Raw genomic sequence first — 18,449 nt, 5'->3', positions numbered from 1 at the left:
ACCCGCGTTATTATTCACTATCCTTGGCTTCTCCTGCTTCGATTTCTACTTCTTCTAAGGATTGTCCATCTTTACTGAGTAAACGCCAAAGATCGTCATAGAAAAAGTAATCAATTGTTTGAATATGTTGTGAGAGCAAAGAGTCAGTAACCATATGGGGTCGAATATCACAATAATATACACCGTCTAATGGGTTTAGCCTAATAGTGTAAGCTTTGAAATGTCCTGACAGAAAAGTTGAATTAATACCATATTTATTTAATTGCTTTGTCTTCTTCCTTTGCACATCATTGAGAAAGATAGCAATGTGAGGTAGATTAGTAGCAGTTAACTTGTTGTACAGAAACTTATCTACAAAAATTTTGTCAATCCGATCTTTACTTGAAGTTTTCACTGAACCAATAATTTTAAGCTGATCTTCTTTACTCATTAATAAATCATGTTGATAACTCATATTAAATAGGAATTCGCCGTTATCATCCTTAATTGGAACTTGTGCTGTTCCAGCAACACAGTCTATATCTAACTCCGAAATGATAAGACGGATCAAACGCTCAAAAAGATCTCCATTTACCTTGCGGGCTTGATTAGATTTTCCTGAAGGTAAGGCATCAAGGGCAGCACCAATAGATTGCTGAATAGTATAGATAGTACGAACTAAAACTTGCCTTAACTGATCATTAGGCAATTGTTGATCTCTTTCTCTTAACTGTGTAAGAACTTGTAAAAATTTTACAGAAGCATCCTCAAAAATAGCTTCTTCATACATTAATAAGGTGTTAACGGGGCGTGTAATATTGTAGAAACCATCATCTCGATACTGATAGAATTGGTAGTGATTTTCATTCTGTGAAACTATTCTGGCTTGTAAACCTTTTTCAATAAACTGCAAATATCTTTTGCAGAAGTCGATATAATCTTGAAGAGTTTGAAAATGTTTTTTATCAGTTGCATAATTCACTAAACTGGTTAAGCTCATCGGATAGACTCTCTCCTTTCGGCATTTTTCCGATCAAAAGCAATCCATTCATCTTTTGTCATCCGGCGAACATTTTGTATCCGTTGAAATGCCCAATCATTGTATTCCATATTCAGATCACAGCCCATCCACCGTCGATTTAGTTGTTCTGCAACCACAAGTGTTGTTCCTGAACCTGAAAATGGATCAATCACTAAATCCCCTTCATTAGAAGACGCAAGAACTAACTTTCTTAATAGCTCTTCAGGTTTTTGTGTCGGGTGAGGTGTTGTTTCACCCATGCCATTACAAGTAGTAGGAATCTCTATGACATCTTTAGGTTTTGCCCCTTTAGGATTAGGTGTCCAATTATCACGTTTCTTCTTTGCTCCTTTTCCGTAAGCACTCGTTTCTGCTTGTGGGTGAGAGGGGTATTTCAACGTATGTGCGCCATAGGGAATTCGTACATCGTCGATGTTAAGTTTAACTGGATTAGATTTACGAAAATGAATAATACTTTCATGGGAACGTCCCCAATCATGGGACATATTTGCTTTATTCTTGTAATGCCAAATTAACCAACGGCAACTTTTGAAATACTTTGATACTGGATGCTTTAGATCGGCTAAGATTTCAGAAAAACCACAAATGTAGAGAGAACCCGTTGATTTCAAAATACGGGAGGCTTCACTGATCCATTGAAGCGACCAATCAATGTACTGCTCTTGATTCTCGAAATTATCCCAGTCAGCTTTCTTAATGTTGTAGGGCGGATCAGCAAAAACTAAATCAATACTCTCAGAATCAAGGGATTTAAGCCAATCAATGGAATCACCTTGATAAAGTTGCCCATGAGGGTGTGAATATTGCAGTTGAAATGCTTTAGTTAAAGGTTTTGATGCTGGCTTCGTAAGTCGCTGTGTTTCAACAATTTCTAGGGAAGGTTGCGTCATACAGAAGGGCTGCTCAGAACTGACCAATGTTAATTATTCCTTGCTATTGTGTTAACAAATAGGAAATGATTATACTATATTTCCTAGTTCAACCGCTCCCTGCTATAAAATTAATGGAATTTGGCTGATCGGTGCAGGTAACATTTCTCCTCGAAAATCCAATACAGAAACAATCAATAAATAAGCCAGTGCCAGCAGAATTGAAATTGCACCTGTAATATAAGCAATCAGTTTTGAACGTTCCATAAATCCCGTTTTCCCTTAATCACAATATGAGGTTACTCTTCATTTTAAGTGGTAAACTGATTACTAAACCGAGACTCTTGAAACTCTTTAGATTTAGAAAGATAGCAATATTGAGTTTCTCGCATCAGCCGAGTAATGGTACTAACTAATTCACCCGCAAGAACAGGCTTGGATAGATATCCATCAAAACCTTCGGTCATCGCCTGATCCACCGCTTCTGAGTGAGTATAAGCACTGACGGCAATAACAGGAAGTCGGCTCCCGTGGGTGAGTTCAACAGATCTCAATTTTTGGATCAACGAATAACCATCCTCATCGGGCATACAAATATCACTAATGACCAGATCCGGTAAACAGTGCTCAATCGTTGCGATCGCATCCTGAACCGATGCCACCGCCTGCACCTGAATATCATACTCTTTCAGAACTTGAATCAGCAGTTCTCTGGTATCAGAATCATCATCTACCACTAAGACCCGTAACCCCGCCAAAACCGATTCTGCTTGCGGTATTATCCCCTCCGCCGTTTCCAAGTTTTCGGGTGGGGTATAGGAATCGAGATTCACGTCCAGCAAGGGAAACCGAACGCTGAAGGTAGCACCTTGGTTTTCTCCCTGACTTTCGACCGCAACTGTTCCCCCTTGCATTTCCACCAAGTTACGAACAATTGCTAATCCTAACCCTAACCCCCCATAATATTTTGTGGTTTTGCCATCCGCTTGACGAAAACGGTCAAACACGAAGGGGAGAAATTCTACAGGAATCCCAATTCCTGTATCCGTTACCTGAATTACCACCCAGGAGTGGGTAGACAAATCCTTGAAATTAAAATGATTTTTAGCTTTTTCCGGGCTAGTTTCTATCAATAATTCAACTTCAACCGCACCGCCTTGGGGTGTAAATTTAATGGCATTTGATAAAAGATTCCAGATAATTTGTTGTAAGCGACGAGCATCTCCTGCTACCCAATAAGAGTGATGGAGTTTAGAAGCAAGAGATTGAGAATGTTTAAAGTTTAAATCAATTTCTTTTTCTGCAAAGCTCAAATATAAATCATCAATAGCAGCTTCAACCACAGAAATAATATTAACGGGAACCCGATTTAGCTGCATTTTTCCAATAATAATTCGTGAAATATCTAAAATATCCTCAATTAATTTAGCTTGTAATTTAGCATTACGTTCAATGGTTTCTAAGGCTTTTCGAGTTTTGTCTTCACTAAATTTCTGATTTCTTAAAAGTTTAGACCAACCTAAAATCGAATTTAACGGGGTGCGGAGTTCGTGAGAAAGGGTGGCTAAAAATTCATCTTTTAAACGATTAGCTTCTTCCGCTTGTTGTCGAGCCGCTTGTTCCCGAATAAACTGAGCACGAGCTTCTTCGGCTTGTTTGCGGTCTGTAATGTCTTCTAGGGTTCCCACATGACCGAGTAAATCCCCATCGGAAGAAATCATAGGCGCGACTTTCATCTTCACCCAGCGCACTGAATTAGACTGACTATTCAGGCGAAACTCCTGAGAATATTCCTGTTTTTTTTGAATCCAATTTAACCACTGTTCCCCAGTTTGATCTCGATCTTGAGGATGAACAAATTCTAACCAGCCTTCAGGAAAACTGGCTTCATTGACCTGATCAAAAATCCTGTGGAAGCGAGGATTTGTGTAGGTACAGCAAGCTTCTATATCAATTACAAAAATTCCCACGGGAGAACAAGCACTTAAGGAGCGAAATCGTTCCTCACTTTTTTTTAAAGCGATTGTAGCTTGGAATAATTCGACAAAAACCGTTACTTTCGATAATAAAATTTCGGGTTCTAGGGGTTTAATTAAATAATCTACCGCCCCTAAAGAATATCCCTTAAACCTGAAATTTTCATTTTTACTAAAAGCCGTGAGAAATATAATCGGTGTCGAGCGGGTGCGATCGCGTTGTCGAATTAAACTTGCGGTTTCAAACCCATCCATCCCCGGCATCTGCACATCTAATAAAATCACTGCAAAATCATTTTGCAGCAGACATTTTAAGGCTTCTTCCCCAGAAGATGCTTTGACAATATTTTGACCCAAAGAGATCAAAATCGCCTCCAAGGCGAGTAAATTCTCCCAATGGTCATCAACAATAAGGATATTAACTTTAGGCATAATCAGTTATCAGTTATCAAGTATCCGCATCATCAGTGATCAAGTATCCCCATCATCAGTTATCAAGTATCCCCATCATCAGTTATCAATAAATAGGTAATGGGTAAAAATATCGATTATTGTGCTTCGCACAATAGCTGATTTCCCCTTCCCCTAACTTTTCTTTTTGATCACTGATAACTGGTAGAGACGCGCCATGGCGCGTCTCTACACTGATTACTGATGAATGGGAAGATAGAGCGTAAAAATAGCACCTTTACCCAAGTAACTTTTGACCGTAATATTTCCCCCATGAGCTTCTACGATACGACGGGCGATAGCTAAACCCAAACCTGTGCCTCGACCTTGACGCGATCGCTCGGCCGTGTAAAACTGTTCAAAAATATGGGGAAGATCCGTCGGACTAATTCCCTTGCCTTGATCTTGGATTTCCACAGCCACCTGAGAGCCCTCCTCCGTTCCCTTCACAAACACGGTAGATTTAGGATGAGAGTGCTTAATCGCATTATCCAGAATATTAAGAAAGGCTTGTAACAATCGTTCTGGGTCGCCCTGGAGTTCCACATCAGGAATATTGAGGGTAATTTCCACATCGGCACGTCTCAGACGAGATTCCATCGCTCTCACAGCCCGATTAATCAAGTCTCGCAGGTGTAACGGTTGGGTTTCTAATTCCGTAATTCCCGCTTCTAATCGTCCCAAATCTAACAGATCATGAATCAGTTGAGATAAACGTTTAGTTTCCTCTTGGGCCGTCTGCATAAAGCGTTGACGCAGTTCCGTTTCTTGATCCGCCCCACTGGCCAAGGCTTCCAGGGTAACATAAACGTTGCTTACCGGAGTTCGTAACTCATGGGAGACATTTGCCAAAAAAGCCCGTCTCTCTTGATCCAGAGCCGCTAATCGTTCGCTCATGCGATTTAATTCCAGAGCTAACTGCCCGACTTCATCGCTTTGATTAACAGTTAATTTTTCACCGAGATGACCACTTCCCAAGCGCATCGCAAACACAGACATCGCCTGAATGGGACTGGCAATACTACGGGTGAACCATTCACTAATCACCGCACACAAGAGAAACGTTACAATCATGGACGCTAAAATTGTCCAGATCACCGTTTGAAACTTAGCCTGAAATTGAGCCAAAGTAATCGACATTCGTAACACCCCTAACATTCGATTATGACGAATAATGGGACGGGCGACATATAAGCGATCTTCTTCGGACAACACTCCTTTGGCGAGTCCTTGGGTCGTTTGCTGGTTAAACGCTTGTCGCATTCCGGCTACAGCAAACCAGTCTTTCACCTGAAGGTCGGTTTTGAGGTTAGAACTCGCCAGTAAACGACCATCGGGGGAAAAAACCCGCAGAGTGAAGGCTTGGGGTGTACCATAACGTTGAACAATAACTTCAACCCGTTGCAGATCTCCCTCTTCCAAAGCGTCCGCCACACTTTCACTCAGCGCCCCTGTCCAGTCCTCTAATTCCACCTGTCGGGTTTGCATAAAATAAGCATAAAAGGAAAAGAGGATATAACCCGCTAACAGAGATGTTCCGAGGGCTGTTAAAACCAGATAAGTGGTTAACAACTTGAGATGGATAGAATTCCATCTCAGTTTGATTTGAGGAAAAGGGATGCTCATAAAATTAACCACTCGTGTTTTCTTCCGGGTTACGACGGCGTAAAACAGCCTTCATTCGAGCCAGAAGTTCCCGCGTATTAAAGGGTTTAGTTATATAATCATCCGCCCCTGCTTCCAAGCCCCAAATTTTATCAATGTCTTGGTCTTTAGCCGTTAACATCAAAATTGGGATATTAGAAAAAGCTCGAATTCGCCAACACAGTTCCATGCCATCAATTCCCGGTAGCATTAAATCTAAAAGAATGACATCAGGAACCTGTTTATGGAACAGCTTGAGGGCGGTCATCCCATCGGTGGCTGTGGTCACGGTGTAGCCTTCCTTGGTTAAGGCATAAGTCAAACTCGCACGCAACGCTTCTTCATCATCGACCAGTAGAACATGAGTCATGGTAATCAGTTATCAGTCAGTAGAGACGTGCCATGGCACGTCTGTACACAGTTAACACCTCTAATATCTAATACTTGCGGTGTATTGTGACTCCATCTAACGGTAGAGCCAGACCCGGAGGAGGGAGAGAAGTTGTTCTGTATCGACGGGTTTGGTAATATAATCCCAAGCTCCCGCATCCAGGCATTTTTCCCGATCGCCTTGCATGGCTTTAGCGGTTAAGGCAATAATCGGTAAGCTCTCAAATTTAGGGACAGCCCGAATCGCTCGCATGGTTTCGTAACCGTCCATTTCCGGCATCATCACATCCATTAACACAATATCAATTCCGGTTGTGGCTTGTAATTTAGCGATCGCTTCTTTGCCATTTTCCGCATAAACCACATCCATAAGATGTCGTTCTAACATACTGGTGATCGCATAAATATTTCGCACATCATCATCGACCACTAACACTTTTTTTCCAGTTAGAATCGGATCAGTTTGACGCAACACCTCCAGCATTTGTCGTTTCGAGTCCGGTAATTCCGTCGGAACTCGGTGCAGAAGTAAAGCCGTTAAATCCAGTAAACTTTCAGGAGATTTAGCCAATTTAAGAATAATATTATTAGCCAAATTCTTCAGTTTTGCCTCTTGCTTTTTCGTTAAGGGTTGAGGATGATAAAACACAAAGGGGACTGTACTCAACCGTTCTTCTGATTCTAAGAGTTCTAACCATTCAATTCCATTCATATCCCCCAATTGCCAACCCACAACCACCCCATCAAAAGGTTCGGCTTTTAGAGTTGTTAAAGCGGCTTCTCCGGTTTCAACAACAGAAATCGAAATATCACCATTTCCAAGCAGATCAATCATACTCTGACGCTGTTCAGGATTGCCTTCTAGCATCAACAATTTTTTCACAGATGTTCCAATAAATGCCTTGAGTTTGGCAATATTTTCAACTAAGATATCCCGGTTAATGGGTTTTTTCAAATAAGTCAGAGCTCCAAGTTGTAAACTCCGATGTTGAGCATCTTCTTCTGAAATCACATAAACCGGAATGTGACGGGTTGTAACTTCATGTTTTAACCGATCTAAGACTGTCCAGCCTTCAACGCCGGGGAACTGCAAACTCAGAAGAATAGCCGAGGGTTTGAATTCCGCAGCCATTGTTAAACCCCCAGGGCTCGAACAAGCGACAATTCCTTTAAAACCCTGTTGTCGTGCGACTTCTAAGAGTAAGCGTGCTTCAGCCACATCTGGATCGATAATCAGCAAAACGCGCTGGCCCGGTTGCAGAAGTTCTCGATCATCTCGAATTTTCACTGCCGCCGAAAGTTGAGCCTCGGTTTGGGGTCGAGCCGATGCTTGAGTCGCTTTCTGAGCCAGGGTGGACGGTTCTTCTGGGAGGGAGGGGCATGGAGTTCCGTTATTTTGGAGCTTGTGGGTTTCTGGTTCTGCCATTCTCAAGTGCTCTGAAGGGAGACTGATAGAACGCAAAGAACCAAAGGCTGCGGGTGTGGAGCGTAACCGTTCTCGAAAATGGGAGGAAGATATGGGCCCAGTAGGGCGGGTTTCTGAGGTTTCTCCGACCTCTTGAATTTGATAGTGATAAGGTAAATACAGGGTGAAATTGCTACCAACTCCTAAAGTGCTGGTGAGGATAATTTCTCCCCCTAGAATTTGAGCGATTTCCCGACTAATTGATAATCCTAAACCGGTGCCGCCATATTTACGACTGGTGGTACCATCGGCTTGTTGGAAGGCTTCAAAAATAATTCGTTGCTTTTCAGGAGGAACGCCAATTCCAGTGTCAATAACCGAAAAAGCAACCACCATATCGGCTTGATTTAAAGTATTTTGTTCGTGACTCCAACCAAAGGTAACGAGTTCAACGCGCAGGGTAACTTGTCCTTTTTCGGTAAATTTAAAGGCATTGGACAGCAGGTTTTTGAGGATTTGTTGCAGACGTTTGGGGTCTGTGTAAATGCCTTTGGGGAGTTTAGCATCAAAGTCAACTAGGAAATTTAATCCTTTATCAACGGCAATTTGGCGGAAGGTTCGATCAATATAACTTTGCAGTTCGGAGAACAGAATTTGATCAATTTCTACTGAAATTGTACCGGATTCAATTTTAGCTAAATCTAAAATATCATTAATTAATCCGAGTAAATCGGTTCCAGCCGCGTGAATGGTTTGGGCATATTCTACTTGTTTTAAGCTGAGGTTACTATCAGAATTTTCCGATAATAATCGCGCCAAGATTAACAAACTATTCAAAGGTGTTCGCAACTCATGGGACATATTTGCCAGAAATTCGGATTTATATTTAGACGTTAAAGCCAGTTGTTCAGCTTTTTCTTCCAAAGACCGTCGAGCTTGTTCAATTTCTCCATTTTTCCGTTCTACTTCAGTATTTTGTTCAGCCAATAATCTCGCTTTTTCTTCTAACTCTTCATTCTTCTGTTGCAGTTCTTCTTGTTGACTTTTCAGCAATTCTTCAGAGGCTTTTAAGGAACGCGCTTGTTGTTCTAATCGTTCATTGGTTTCGCGGAGTTCTTTTTGTTGACTTTGCAATTCTTCTGCCAAGGCTGTTGATTGTTTTAAGAGTTCTTCCGTTCGCATACTCGCCGCAATGGTATTTAAAACAATGGCAATACTTTCTGTTAGTTGATCAAAGAACATTAAGTGAATTTCACTAAAGCGACGGAAGGATGCTAACTCAATAACTGCGGTTACTTGTCCTTCAAATAAAACAGGTAAAACCACAGCATTTAAAGGATTTGCTTCTCCTAATCCTGAACTAATTTTAATATAATTATCAGGAACTTCCGTAATTAAAATCCGCTCTTTTTCTAAGGCACATTGTCCCACTAATCCTTCCCCTAAATGGAAACGATTTGCTAAATGTTTCCGTTCCCGATAAGCGTAGGTACTGAGGAGTTTTAAATAGGATTGATTATCTCCAGAGTCCATTAAATAAAATACCCCATGTTGAGCCGAAACTAACGGAGCTAATTCTGATAAAATCAGTTTAGAAACTGTTTCTAAATCGCGCTGACCTTGTAACATTCGAGTGAATTTAGCCAGATTTGTTTTTAACCAATCTTGTTCGGTATTCTTTTGCGTTGTTTCTCGTAAATTGGCAATCATTTGGTTAATATTATCTTTCAGAATTGCCACTTCTCCTTGTGCTTCAACGGAAATAGATCGAGTTAAATCTCCTTTTGTAACAGCCGTTGCCACTTCTGCGATCGCCCTTACCTGAGTTGTTAAGTTCGCTGCCAGTTCATTTACATTATCCGTTAAGTCTCTCCAGGTTCCCGACGCGCCTGGTACTTTCGCCTGTCCGCCCAGTTTTCCTTCTATTCCCACTTCCCGCGCCACTGTCGTTACCTGGTCAGCAAAGGTCGCCAGGGTATCAATCATTTCATTAATCGTATCAGCGAGGGTTTCAATTTCCCCCTTGGCTTCTAACATTAATTTACGCTTCAAGTCCCCATTCGCAACCGCCGTCACCACCCGCGCAATACCCCGCACCTGGGCTGTTAGGTTTCCGGCCATTGAGTTAACATTATCGGTGAGGTCTTTCCAGGTTCCCGCTACCCCTCGAACTTCTGCTTGACCTCCGAGTTTTCCTTCGGTTCCCACTTCACGGGCTACCCGTGTTACCTCAGAAGCAAAGGAAGATAATTGATCGACCATTGTATTAATGGTATTTTTCAGATCGAGAATTTCACCCTTAACATCAACAGTAATTTTTTTAGACAGATCTCCATTCGCAATAGCAGTCGCAACTTCCGCAATATTTCGCACTTGAGCAGTTAAATTTCCCGCCATTAAATTAACATTATCCGTCAAATCTTTCCACGTTCCAGCAACCCCTTTTACATAGGCTTGAACCCCTAATTTTCCTTCAGTTCCCACTTCCCTCGCCACCCGTGTTACCTCAGAAGCAAAGGAATTTAACTGATCTACCATTGTATTAATCGTATTCTTCAGTTCTAAAATTTCACCCTTGACATCAACGGTAATTTTCTTAGACAAATCTCCATTAGCAACAGCCGTCGTTACTTCAGCAATATTTCGCACTTGGGCTGTTAATGAACCCGCCATAAAGTTAACACTATCCGTCAGATCTTTCCAGGTTCCAGCAACCCCTCGAACTTCCGCTTGTACCCCTAATTTTCCTTCTGAACCGACCTCTCGCGCCACCCGTGTTACTTCTGACGCAAAAGAGTTAAGTTGATCGACCATTGTATTAACAGTATTCTTCAGTTCTAAAATTTCACCCTTGACATCTACTGTAATTTTTTTCGATAAATCTCCATTCGCCACAGCCGTTGTTACCGCCGCAATATTTCGCACTTGGGCTGTTAAGGAACCCGCCATAAAATTAACACTATCAGTTAAATCTTTCCAAGTCCCTGCAACTCCTCGAACATCCGCTTGTACCCCTAACTTTCCTTCTGAACCGACCTCTCGCGCCACCCGTGTTACTTCTGACGCAAAGGATGATAATTGATCCACCATAATATTAATAGTATTTTTCAGTTCTAAAATTTCACCCTTAACTTGAACAGTAATCTTTTTAGATAAATCACCATTAGCAATAGCCGTCGCCACTTCTGCAATATTCCTAACTTGTGCGGTTAAATTACTGGCCATCGAGTTAACATTATCGGTGAGATCTTTCCAAGTTCCTGCTACTCCTCGAACTTCCGCTTGTACCCCTAATTTTCCTTCGGTTCCTACCTCTCTTGCGACCCGTGTTACTTCGGAAGCAAAGGACGACAATTGATCGACCATTGTATTAATAGTATTCTTCAGTTCTAAGATTTCACCCTTGACATCAACGGTAATTTTTTTAGACAGATCACCATTAGCAACAGCCGTCGTTACTTCTGCAATATTCCTGACTTGAGCGGTTAAATTTCCGGCCATTGAGTTAACACTATCGGTGAGATCTTTCCAAGTACCTGCAACCCCCCGAACTTCTGCCTGTACGCCTAACTTGCCTTCTGTTCCTACTTCCCTTGCAACTCTTGTTACCTCAGAAGCAAAGGAGTTTAACTGGTCTACCATTGTATTAATAGTATTTTTCAGTTCTAAAATTTCCCCTTTCACATCTACTGTAATTTTTTTAGACAGATCACCATTAGCAACAGCCGTTGTTACTTCTGCAATATTCCGCACTTGTCCCGTTAAAGAACTCGCCATAAAATTAACACTATCGGTGAGATCTTTCCAAGTACCAGCTACTCCTCGAACTTCCGCTTGACCTCCTAATTTTCCTTCTGAACCCACCTCTCGCGCCACCCGCGTTACTTCGGAAGCAAAAGAGTTAAGTTGATCCACCATAATATTAACGGTGTTTTTCAGTTCTAAAATTTCCCCTTTGACATCTACTGTAATTTTTTTCGATAAATCTCCATTAGCAATAGCAGTCGCAACTTCCGCAATATTTCTCACCTGTCCCGTTAAGTTTCCCGCCATTGAGTTAACACTATCGGTGAGATCTTTCCAAGTACCTGCAACCCCTCGAACTTCCGCTTGTACCCCTAATTTTCCTTCGGTTCCCACTTCCCTCGCTACCCGTGTTACCTCGGAAGCAAAGGAGTTAAGTTGATCCACCATTGTATTAATCGTATTCTTCAGTTCTAAAATTTCCCCTTTCACATCAACGGTAATTTTTTTCGATAAATCTCCATTAGCAACAGCCGTCGTTACTTCTGCAATATTTCGCACTTGGGCTGTTAAGGAACCCGCCATAAAATTAACACTATCGGTTAAATCTTTCCAAGTACCAGCCACCCCTCGAACTTCCGCCTGTCCTCCTAATTTTCCATCTGCACCAACCTCTCTGGCGACTCGTGTTACTTCTGAAGCAAAGGAGTTTAATTGGTCTACCATTGTGTTAATCGTATTTTTCAGTTCGAGAATTTCACCCTTAACATCAACGGTAATTTTTTTCGATAAATCTCCATTCGCTACCGCCGTCGTTACTTCTGCAATACCCCGCACCTGGGCTGTTAAATTTCCCGCCATTGAGTTAACATTATCTGTCAAATCTTTCCAGGTTCCAGCAACCCCTTTTACTTCTGCTTGAACGCCTAATTTTCCTTCGGTTCCCACTTCTCGCGCCACCCGTGTTACTTCGGAAGCAAAGGAATTTAATTGATCGACCATTGTATTAACAGTATTTTTCAGTTCGAGAATTTCACCCTTAACATCAACAGTAATTTTTTTCGATAAATCTCCATTAGCAATAGCCGTGGCAACTTCCGCAATATTTCTCACCTGTCCGGTCAAGTTTCCCGCCATTAAATTAACATTATCGGTGAGATCTTTCCAGGTTCCAGCTACTCCTTGAACTTCCGCTTGAACTCCTAATTTTCCTTCGGTTCCCACTTCCCGTGCGACCCGTGTGACTTCTGAGGCGAAAGAGGAAAGCTGATCCACCATTGTATTCACAATTTTGGCGGTTTGTAGAAATTCGCCTTTGAGGGGCCTATCCTCTATATCTAAAGCCATTTTTTGGGAAAGATCACCATTTGCCACAGCACGAATAACACGAGCCGTTTCTGAGGTGGGTTGGACGAGATCGGTGATCAGGGTATTTACGGAGTTAACACTCGCTTCCCAAGCACCTCCGGCTGACCCCAGGGAAGCTCGTTGATTAATTTGGCCTTCTTTACCGACAACTTTACTGATGCGTTCCAGTTCGGCGGCCATTCTTTGGTTAAGTTCAATAATATCATTGAGGGTATCGGCAACTTTCCCCGCTATTCCCGTTTGATCTAAGGGCATTCGCACGGAAAAGTCGCCTTTTTTAACTGCAACTAAGGTTTTCAGGAGTTGTTTTTCGTCGAGTTGATCGCTGACTTTGGCTAATTGTGCTGTAGACATAAGCTGACGTTTAGGGGGTATTATTTTTAATAAAAGTAAATCGATGACTTAGACTAATTGCTGAAATGAGATGGCATCTATTATCAGGTATAAACCTATGCTAAGTATCTCTATCTAAAGATAGAAGACTTATAACCTGAAGTTTTGCTAACATTTTTTAGAATAAATATTTATAAAAAAATTAAATATCCTTCTTAGCCAACTCATCAGCTTAAGGAACCTTAAAATAGTGTTCATAACCTACGCCATACTCTTCTGCTGATCCTGTTGAAAGAAATAGGGGAAGAAATTGTATAAAAGAATCCTCAAAATTATTAACAAAAAAATACTTATAGCAAGTCTAAATCAGTTGTAGAAATGATTTAAAATCCAATTCATCGTAGGGGCTCGCCTCGCCCCTACACCTGGATTTTTATCCCTTTTTTTTAAAGTTGGGGTATCTAAAACTTGAGAAAAGAAAAGTTAATAGTCAACTATCAACGGTTTTAAAAGCTGCTATTAGCAGGAGATAGATTATTTTGATAGCCATCCTGAATACCGACTCGATAACCGGAGGTATAGCCTGTTCTATATTCCGAACTTGTTCCCGGAACACTGGTATTTACTACATTGGGGTTAGGAGTTGGATTAGAAGAATTTGTGTTAGGATTATTGGGGTTATAATTTTGAATTTGTTGTACTCCTTGTTGATAGCCATCATTAAACCCTTGGACACATTCTGTGGCGTTATTATCTCCTGTATATCCTGTACAAACGCTTGTCCTAATGGGTACAGGAACAGCCCCAACGGTCAAAGGATAAGCTAGGAGTAAAGTTGATACTCCTAATAACATTTTAATTCCGTTTTTTGATAAATCTTGAATCCGTTTCATTTGTGTCCCTTAGCCTCCATTAATCTTCATAATCATTCCCTTAAGGTAAGGGAAAACACTAATATTAGGATTCTCTCAAAAGGTTGAAGTTTACCTCAAGATTTAGTCTGTCTTAATGAATATTAAGCCAGTAGAGAAAATAAGTAGATTGATGGGATAGCAGTTGATTGGCTGAGTTTAAATCTAAATGTATTTTACTTGTATTGTAATACATTTAAAAAGTAAAGACAATCCATCAGGCATGACAGGATAGGATGGATCACCATCGGGAAGCGGGTTAATCACATCCTGAATTCTGGATATCTCCGTCGTAAGTCCCTAAAAAGGGGAGATTCTAAAGACGTGAACTTTCGCCTCCAGACGGGCAAATTTTCAGAACATTCGTTACCCTGGACTTAGGCGCAAAATATTTCCAGTTTTAGTCCTAGATTACAAATGACATAGACAACAAGAAAACGTCCCGTTCTCCTTAGCTCCCAAATCCCAACTCCAGAATCATAATGACTCAGGAATTTCACATTTCCGTCACCCCGGTTGGGGATAATGAATATTTAGTGCGAACGGAAAAAGTCGCATCCGGTGTTCCTTTAGCCGAAGAACAAGTTAAATGGCCTGTGGATGAATGGTTAGCCCACACTCGCCAATTAATGAATGATCCCCTTTTAGGGTTATTAGAAGGCCAAACGGTGGTTCCGTTTCGGGCTGTGGGGAAAAAAACAGAAACTCAATTAACCAGTGACCCCCCTTTATTAAGTTTAGTTGAATTGGGTCAACAGCTTTATCATGGGCTATTTCAAGGAACGTTACGGGATAGTTGGACTTGTGCCCAAGCGATCGCCCAAAATCGTCGGGAATTATTACAATTACGATTAGGCTTAAAAGGTAGACGGTTATCGAGTTTACCTTGGGAAGTGTTACACGCCGCAGATCGTCCCCTAGCAACAGGAACGGATGTGGTGTTTTCCCGTTACCAACCGGGGATGAATTCTATTCTCCACACCCAGGTTAGAAAACCCAATCAACCCTTAAAAATTTTAATCGCCATTGCGGCACCCACTGACCAGGATACGCTACACCTAAAGCGGGAAGTGCTGCATTTACAAGAAGAACTACGACGGGAAAATGGACGCAGTAGAAATACCTTAGAACCGACAACTCCTGATATTCAACTGACTATTTTAGAACAACCTGATCGCGAACAACTCACCCAAGCCTTAGAACAAGGTCAATATCAAGTTTTTCATTACGCCGGACATAGCAATTTAGGTGCTTCTGGGGGAGAATTATATTTAGTCAGTCGTCGGACGGGGTTAACAGAAACCCTGAGTGGGGATGATTTAGCGGGATTATTAGTTAATAATGGGGTGCAGATGGTGGTGTTAAATTCCTGTCGAGGCGCCTATGGAAATACACCCAATGTTAGTGATGATACCGCCCAATTAAATCTGGCTGAATATGCAGTTAAACGGGGAATTCCAGGGGTGTTAGCCATGGCTGAACGCATTCCTGATGATGTGGCGCTGACCTTAACGCGGTTATTATATCGAAATCTGAATCAGGGTTATGCGATTGATTTAAGTTTAAGTCGAGCTAGACAAGGATTAATTTCCTCTTACGGTTCCCATCAATTATATTGGGCTTTACCGATTTTATATTTACATCGAGAATTTGATGGATATTTAACCGCCAGTCAACCCCATGATTCTATTGTGCAAGTCCCGGAATTTTTACCCTTGCCTTCTACCCCCCCCGAACCCAGCTTAAAGTTAAAATCACCTTCTAAAACCCTATCATTATCTGAATGGGATAGTATGAACGAGGATGATGTCGAAGAGCTATTAGATGATCTGGTTTATGATGATCATTTAGGCGATCTTGTTGAAGATCGATTAGATGATTTTGTCCCTGAAGATGAGGGAAGCAATGAATTAGGAAATACAGATTTTATTGGGGATTTTTTGCGTCAGTCAACGGTGACAGAATCTACACCCAAACCGACAACGGTTGAAAAATCCGACTCGTTAAAGGTAACGTCAGTCTCGCCAAAATCAACTTCTTCTCCATCGAGTCTCACCTCTGTTGATGGGTTAAAGGGAAAACGATTATTATGGGGGCTGCCGTTGCTCTTCCTGGCCCTCGGTTTTGGGATTTGGTTCGGTCAAAATCAAGCTTTACAATCCCAACGATTAGACCGTGAAGGAACGCCTTCTGAAACCACCTTAGTTCGAGCGAATTCTAATCAACCTCAAGCTACAGATTTAAAAACAGCTAATACAGATTATGTTTTAGGTATTGCCGTTGAACAATTTTATCAACGAAATCTATTAGCGGCTGAAGAAGCTACCACAGAATTATTAGATCGAAGAGCATTAGAAAAAGCAAAAGCAGCATTAGCGGCGGTGCAGGTTCAGGATCTTAATCATCCGATTGTTAATTTTCTCAATGGTCGGTTAGCTTGGCAATCCATTCAACAGGGAAGTGCAGATTATAAAATTGATGATGTGCGTCGATATTGGGAAAAAGCGGCTCAACAAAATCCTCAATCCGTTGAATATAAAAATGCCTTGGGTTTTGCCTATTATACCGAAGGAAAGTTAGAAAATGCTTATCAAGCTTGGACTCAAGTTTTAGAGATTTCTGAACCTGCTTTAGTGGGGAAAGCGAAACCGGGAACGGCTAATAATACCCTAACTCAAGTACAACAACATGATAAGTTAACTGCTTATGCGGGTTTAGGATTAGTTTGGCGAAAATATTCTCAAACTTTACCTAAAAAACAAAAAGAATTTATGTTAAGTAAAGCGGCTAAATTTGGTGATAAAGTTATGAGTGAATCTCCCACAAAATTTAAAACCAATCAATTATCTAAAAATTGGATGTGGTCTAAAGAGTTAATTCGAGATTGGCAATTATTACAAGAAAATAAATAAAATAATTAATTGATGTAATAACTACTTTGAACTAAGCCTAAAGCACTTTTAAAAATCAATGCTCATCATCAAAAGGAAATTTTTTGTAAGAAAGACAATACTTTTCAAAATTTACTAAACTGGTACTATCACTTTTTGATGAATTTCCATCAGTAGATCCAGATGATAAGGTCGTGTCAGATATTTTATTTAACTAGAGGATGTAATCTCGTTGCTAGTATCATTATCTTCAAGTCCAAATCTTTGATACAGGTCATTGATTGTTTGTGGTTGAACTGTTCCTGCCTTTGAACGTTCCAATGCTGAAGTTAAGCGAGCAGCATTTAACTTCTAACCCATTGCCTATTCCCTATTCCCTAAAATAATTATCAATATAATCAGTAATTTCTTGATAAAAACCCTGCCCTTTTTCGCGACTGCTCGTTGCAGTAACCAATAACCTTAAGGTTTCCATCAGTGAAGTCAGAGCAGCATCATAAACCAAGTCAAAAAGTTGCCCTAAATCATCTTGGTTTTGTTGTCCATAAGCCAACGCATTAATATAATCATTGCGAATTTGGTTATGAATGACTACAATCGGATAACCTGCACGAATTAATAGTAAATTCATTAATAATCTAGCCGTCCGACCATTGCCATCGCGAAAAGGATGAATCGAAACAAAGCGATAATGGGCGATTGTTGCATACTCGACCGGATGGAGTTTTAAAGCTGTTTCTGAGTTCAGCCAGATTACAAAATCTCTGATTAATTGAGAGAGTAAATAATGGGGAGGATAACGATAATTTGTTCCGGCTGCCATTACATCTAAATTTCGATAACTCCCCGCTTCATTGGGGTTGATTTTTCGGAGAATTAGATTGTGGATTTGTTTAATTTCCCATTCATTAATTGCCGTATCTTTTTGGGCTAAACCTTCAATATAATCAATCGCCTCCTGATGTCCAATTACTTCTAAATGTTCGTCGAGGGTTTTGCCCCCAACGGTAATCCCCTTTGTTAAAACTAACTCGGTTTCACTTTGAGTTAACGTATTCCCTTCAATGGCATTAGAATGATAAGTAAATCGGACATCATAAAGTTTTTTGAGTTCGGCGACAATCATGGGTTCAAAGGGTCTAAAGCTATCTAACCAAGTTTTTAGTTTGTCGATTTGCTCTAATTTAACTTGATAATTCATCGTTAAATAGCTATTAATTAAAGCAGTTAATGAAAATTCTTTTTGCTGATTTAAAACGATGATTTGTTGAATAAATTTATCATAGCATTGAGAAGAAGATCCCAACAAATTATCGTCCCTGGCACTAACCAAAGACTGATTGATTCTAGTCCGATTTTTACCCTGCTGTTTAAGATCAGTTTCTCTTGTCTCCATATTTTTGAACATCCTTTGCGGATAACAAAAATTAAAACAGGTTTCAGCATT

The 18,449-nt window shown here is 40.8% G+C and carries 10 protein-coding genes; 1 reads left to right on the top strand and 9 read right to left on the bottom strand.

The window, feature by feature from the left end; translation table 11 throughout:
* Positions 1 to 10: 10 nt before the first annotated feature.
* The 8 genes from IQ236_RS02455 to IQ236_RS02420 form a co-directional block, all read right to left on the bottom strand.
* Positions 11 to 979, bottom strand: coding sequence for a hypothetical protein (locus tag IQ236_RS02455; protein ID WP_193867807.1), 969 nt, complete (start codon positions 977 to 979; stop codon positions 11 to 13).
* Positions 976 to 1,911 carry a DNA-methyltransferase gene (locus tag IQ236_RS02450; RefSeq protein ID WP_193867806.1) on the bottom strand — a complete coding sequence of 312 codons (936 nt, stop codon included), beginning with the start codon at positions 1,909 to 1,911 and terminating at the stop codon, positions 976 to 978. Before IQ236_RS02450 ends, IQ236_RS02455 begins: the two co-directional genes overlap by 4 nt.
* A 102-nt stretch (positions 1,912 to 2,013) precedes the next feature.
* On the bottom strand, positions 2,014 to 2,157 hold the full coding sequence (locus IQ236_RS02445; protein WP_072720896.1) for a hypothetical protein: 144 nt from the start codon (positions 2,155 to 2,157) through the stop codon (positions 2,014 to 2,016).
* A 44-nt stretch (positions 2,158 to 2,201) separates the two neighbouring features.
* Positions 2,202 to 4,298, bottom strand: coding sequence for a response regulator (locus tag IQ236_RS02440; RefSeq protein WP_193867805.1), 2,097 nt, complete (start codon positions 4,296 to 4,298; stop codon positions 2,202 to 2,204).
* 216 nt (positions 4,299 to 4,514) lie between these two features.
* Positions 4,515 to 5,942, bottom strand: a complete 1,428-nt coding sequence (locus tag IQ236_RS02435; protein WP_193867804.1) for a sensor histidine kinase — start codon at positions 5,940 to 5,942, stop codon at positions 4,515 to 4,517.
* Positions 5,943 to 5,946: 4 nt separating this feature from the next.
* On the bottom strand, positions 5,947 to 6,330 hold the full coding sequence (locus tag IQ236_RS02430) for a response regulator transcription factor (protein ID WP_193867803.1): 384 nt from the start codon (positions 6,328 to 6,330) through the stop codon (positions 5,947 to 5,949).
* A 96-nt stretch (positions 6,331 to 6,426) separates the two neighbouring features.
* Complete coding sequence (locus IQ236_RS02425; RefSeq protein WP_193867802.1) at positions 6,427 to 13,221, bottom strand: hybrid sensor histidine kinase/response regulator; 6,795 nt, start codon at positions 13,219 to 13,221, stop codon at positions 6,427 to 6,429.
* A gap of 485 nt (positions 13,222 to 13,706) precedes the next feature.
* A complete protein-coding gene (locus IQ236_RS02420) occupies positions 13,707 to 14,093 on the bottom strand; it encodes a hypothetical protein (RefSeq protein WP_190523881.1) in 387 nt (128 codons plus the stop codon).
* A 500-nt stretch (positions 14,094 to 14,593) separates the two neighbouring features.
* Between IQ236_RS02420 and IQ236_RS02415 the strand changes: the two genes are divergently transcribed.
* A complete protein-coding gene (locus IQ236_RS02415; RefSeq protein ID WP_193867801.1) occupies positions 14,594 to 17,023 on the top strand; it encodes a CHAT domain-containing protein in 2,430 nt (809 codons plus the stop codon).
* A gap of 349 nt (positions 17,024 to 17,372) precedes the next feature.
* Here the strand turns inward: IQ236_RS02415 and IQ236_RS02410 are convergent, their stop codons facing one another.
* The gene (locus tag IQ236_RS02410) at positions 17,373 to 18,398 is read right to left on the bottom strand and encodes a Fic family protein (protein ID WP_193867800.1); all 1,026 of its coding nucleotides are present in this window, start codon (positions 18,396 to 18,398) and stop codon (positions 17,373 to 17,375) included.
* Positions 18,399 to 18,449: the final 51 nt, after the last annotated feature.

This window comes from Planktothrix mougeotii LEGE 06226 (genome assembly GCF_015207485.1).
Classification (GTDB): domain Bacteria; phylum Cyanobacteriota; class Cyanobacteriia; order Cyanobacteriales; family Microcoleaceae; genus Planktothrix.
The sequence above is the reverse complement of the archived record's forward strand: the minus strand, read 5'-3'. Positions and strand labels throughout refer to the sequence as shown.

What these genes read in the sequence shown, in the direction of transcription:
- IQ236_RS02455 (WP_193867807.1), bottom strand. Translation starts at nt 979, where the DNA reads ATGAGCTTAACCAGTTTAGTGAATTATGCAACTGATAAAAAACATTTT.
- IQ236_RS02450 (WP_193867806.1), bottom strand. Translation starts at nt 1,911, where the DNA reads ATGACGCAACCTTCCCTAGAAATTGTTGAAACACAGCGACTTACGAAG.
- IQ236_RS02445 (WP_072720896.1), bottom strand. Translation starts at nt 2,157, where the DNA reads ATGGAACGTTCAAAACTGATTGCTTATATTACAGGTGCAATTTCAATT.
- IQ236_RS02440 (WP_193867805.1), bottom strand. Translation starts at nt 4,298, where the DNA reads ATGCCTAAAGTTAATATCCTTATTGTTGATGACCATTGGGAGAATTTA.
- IQ236_RS02435 (WP_193867804.1), bottom strand. Translation starts at nt 5,942, where the DNA reads ATGAGCATCCCTTTTCCTCAAATCAAACTGAGATGGAATTCTATCCAT.
- IQ236_RS02430 (WP_193867803.1), bottom strand. Translation starts at nt 6,330, where the DNA reads ATGACTCATGTTCTACTGGTCGATGATGAAGAAGCGTTGCGTGCGAGT.
- IQ236_RS02425 (WP_193867802.1), bottom strand. Translation starts at nt 13,221, where the DNA reads ATGTCTACAGCACAATTAGCCAAAGTCAGCGATCAACTCGACGAAAAA.
- IQ236_RS02420 (WP_190523881.1), bottom strand. Translation starts at nt 14,093, where the DNA reads ATGAAACGGATTCAAGATTTATCAAAAAACGGAATTAAAATGTTATTA.
- IQ236_RS02415 (WP_193867801.1), top strand. Translation starts at nt 14,594, where the DNA reads ATGACTCAGGAATTTCACATTTCCGTCACCCCGGTTGGGGATAATGAA.
- IQ236_RS02410 (WP_193867800.1), bottom strand. Translation starts at nt 18,398, where the DNA reads ATGGAGACAAGAGAAACTGATCTTAAACAGCAGGGTAAAAATCGGACT.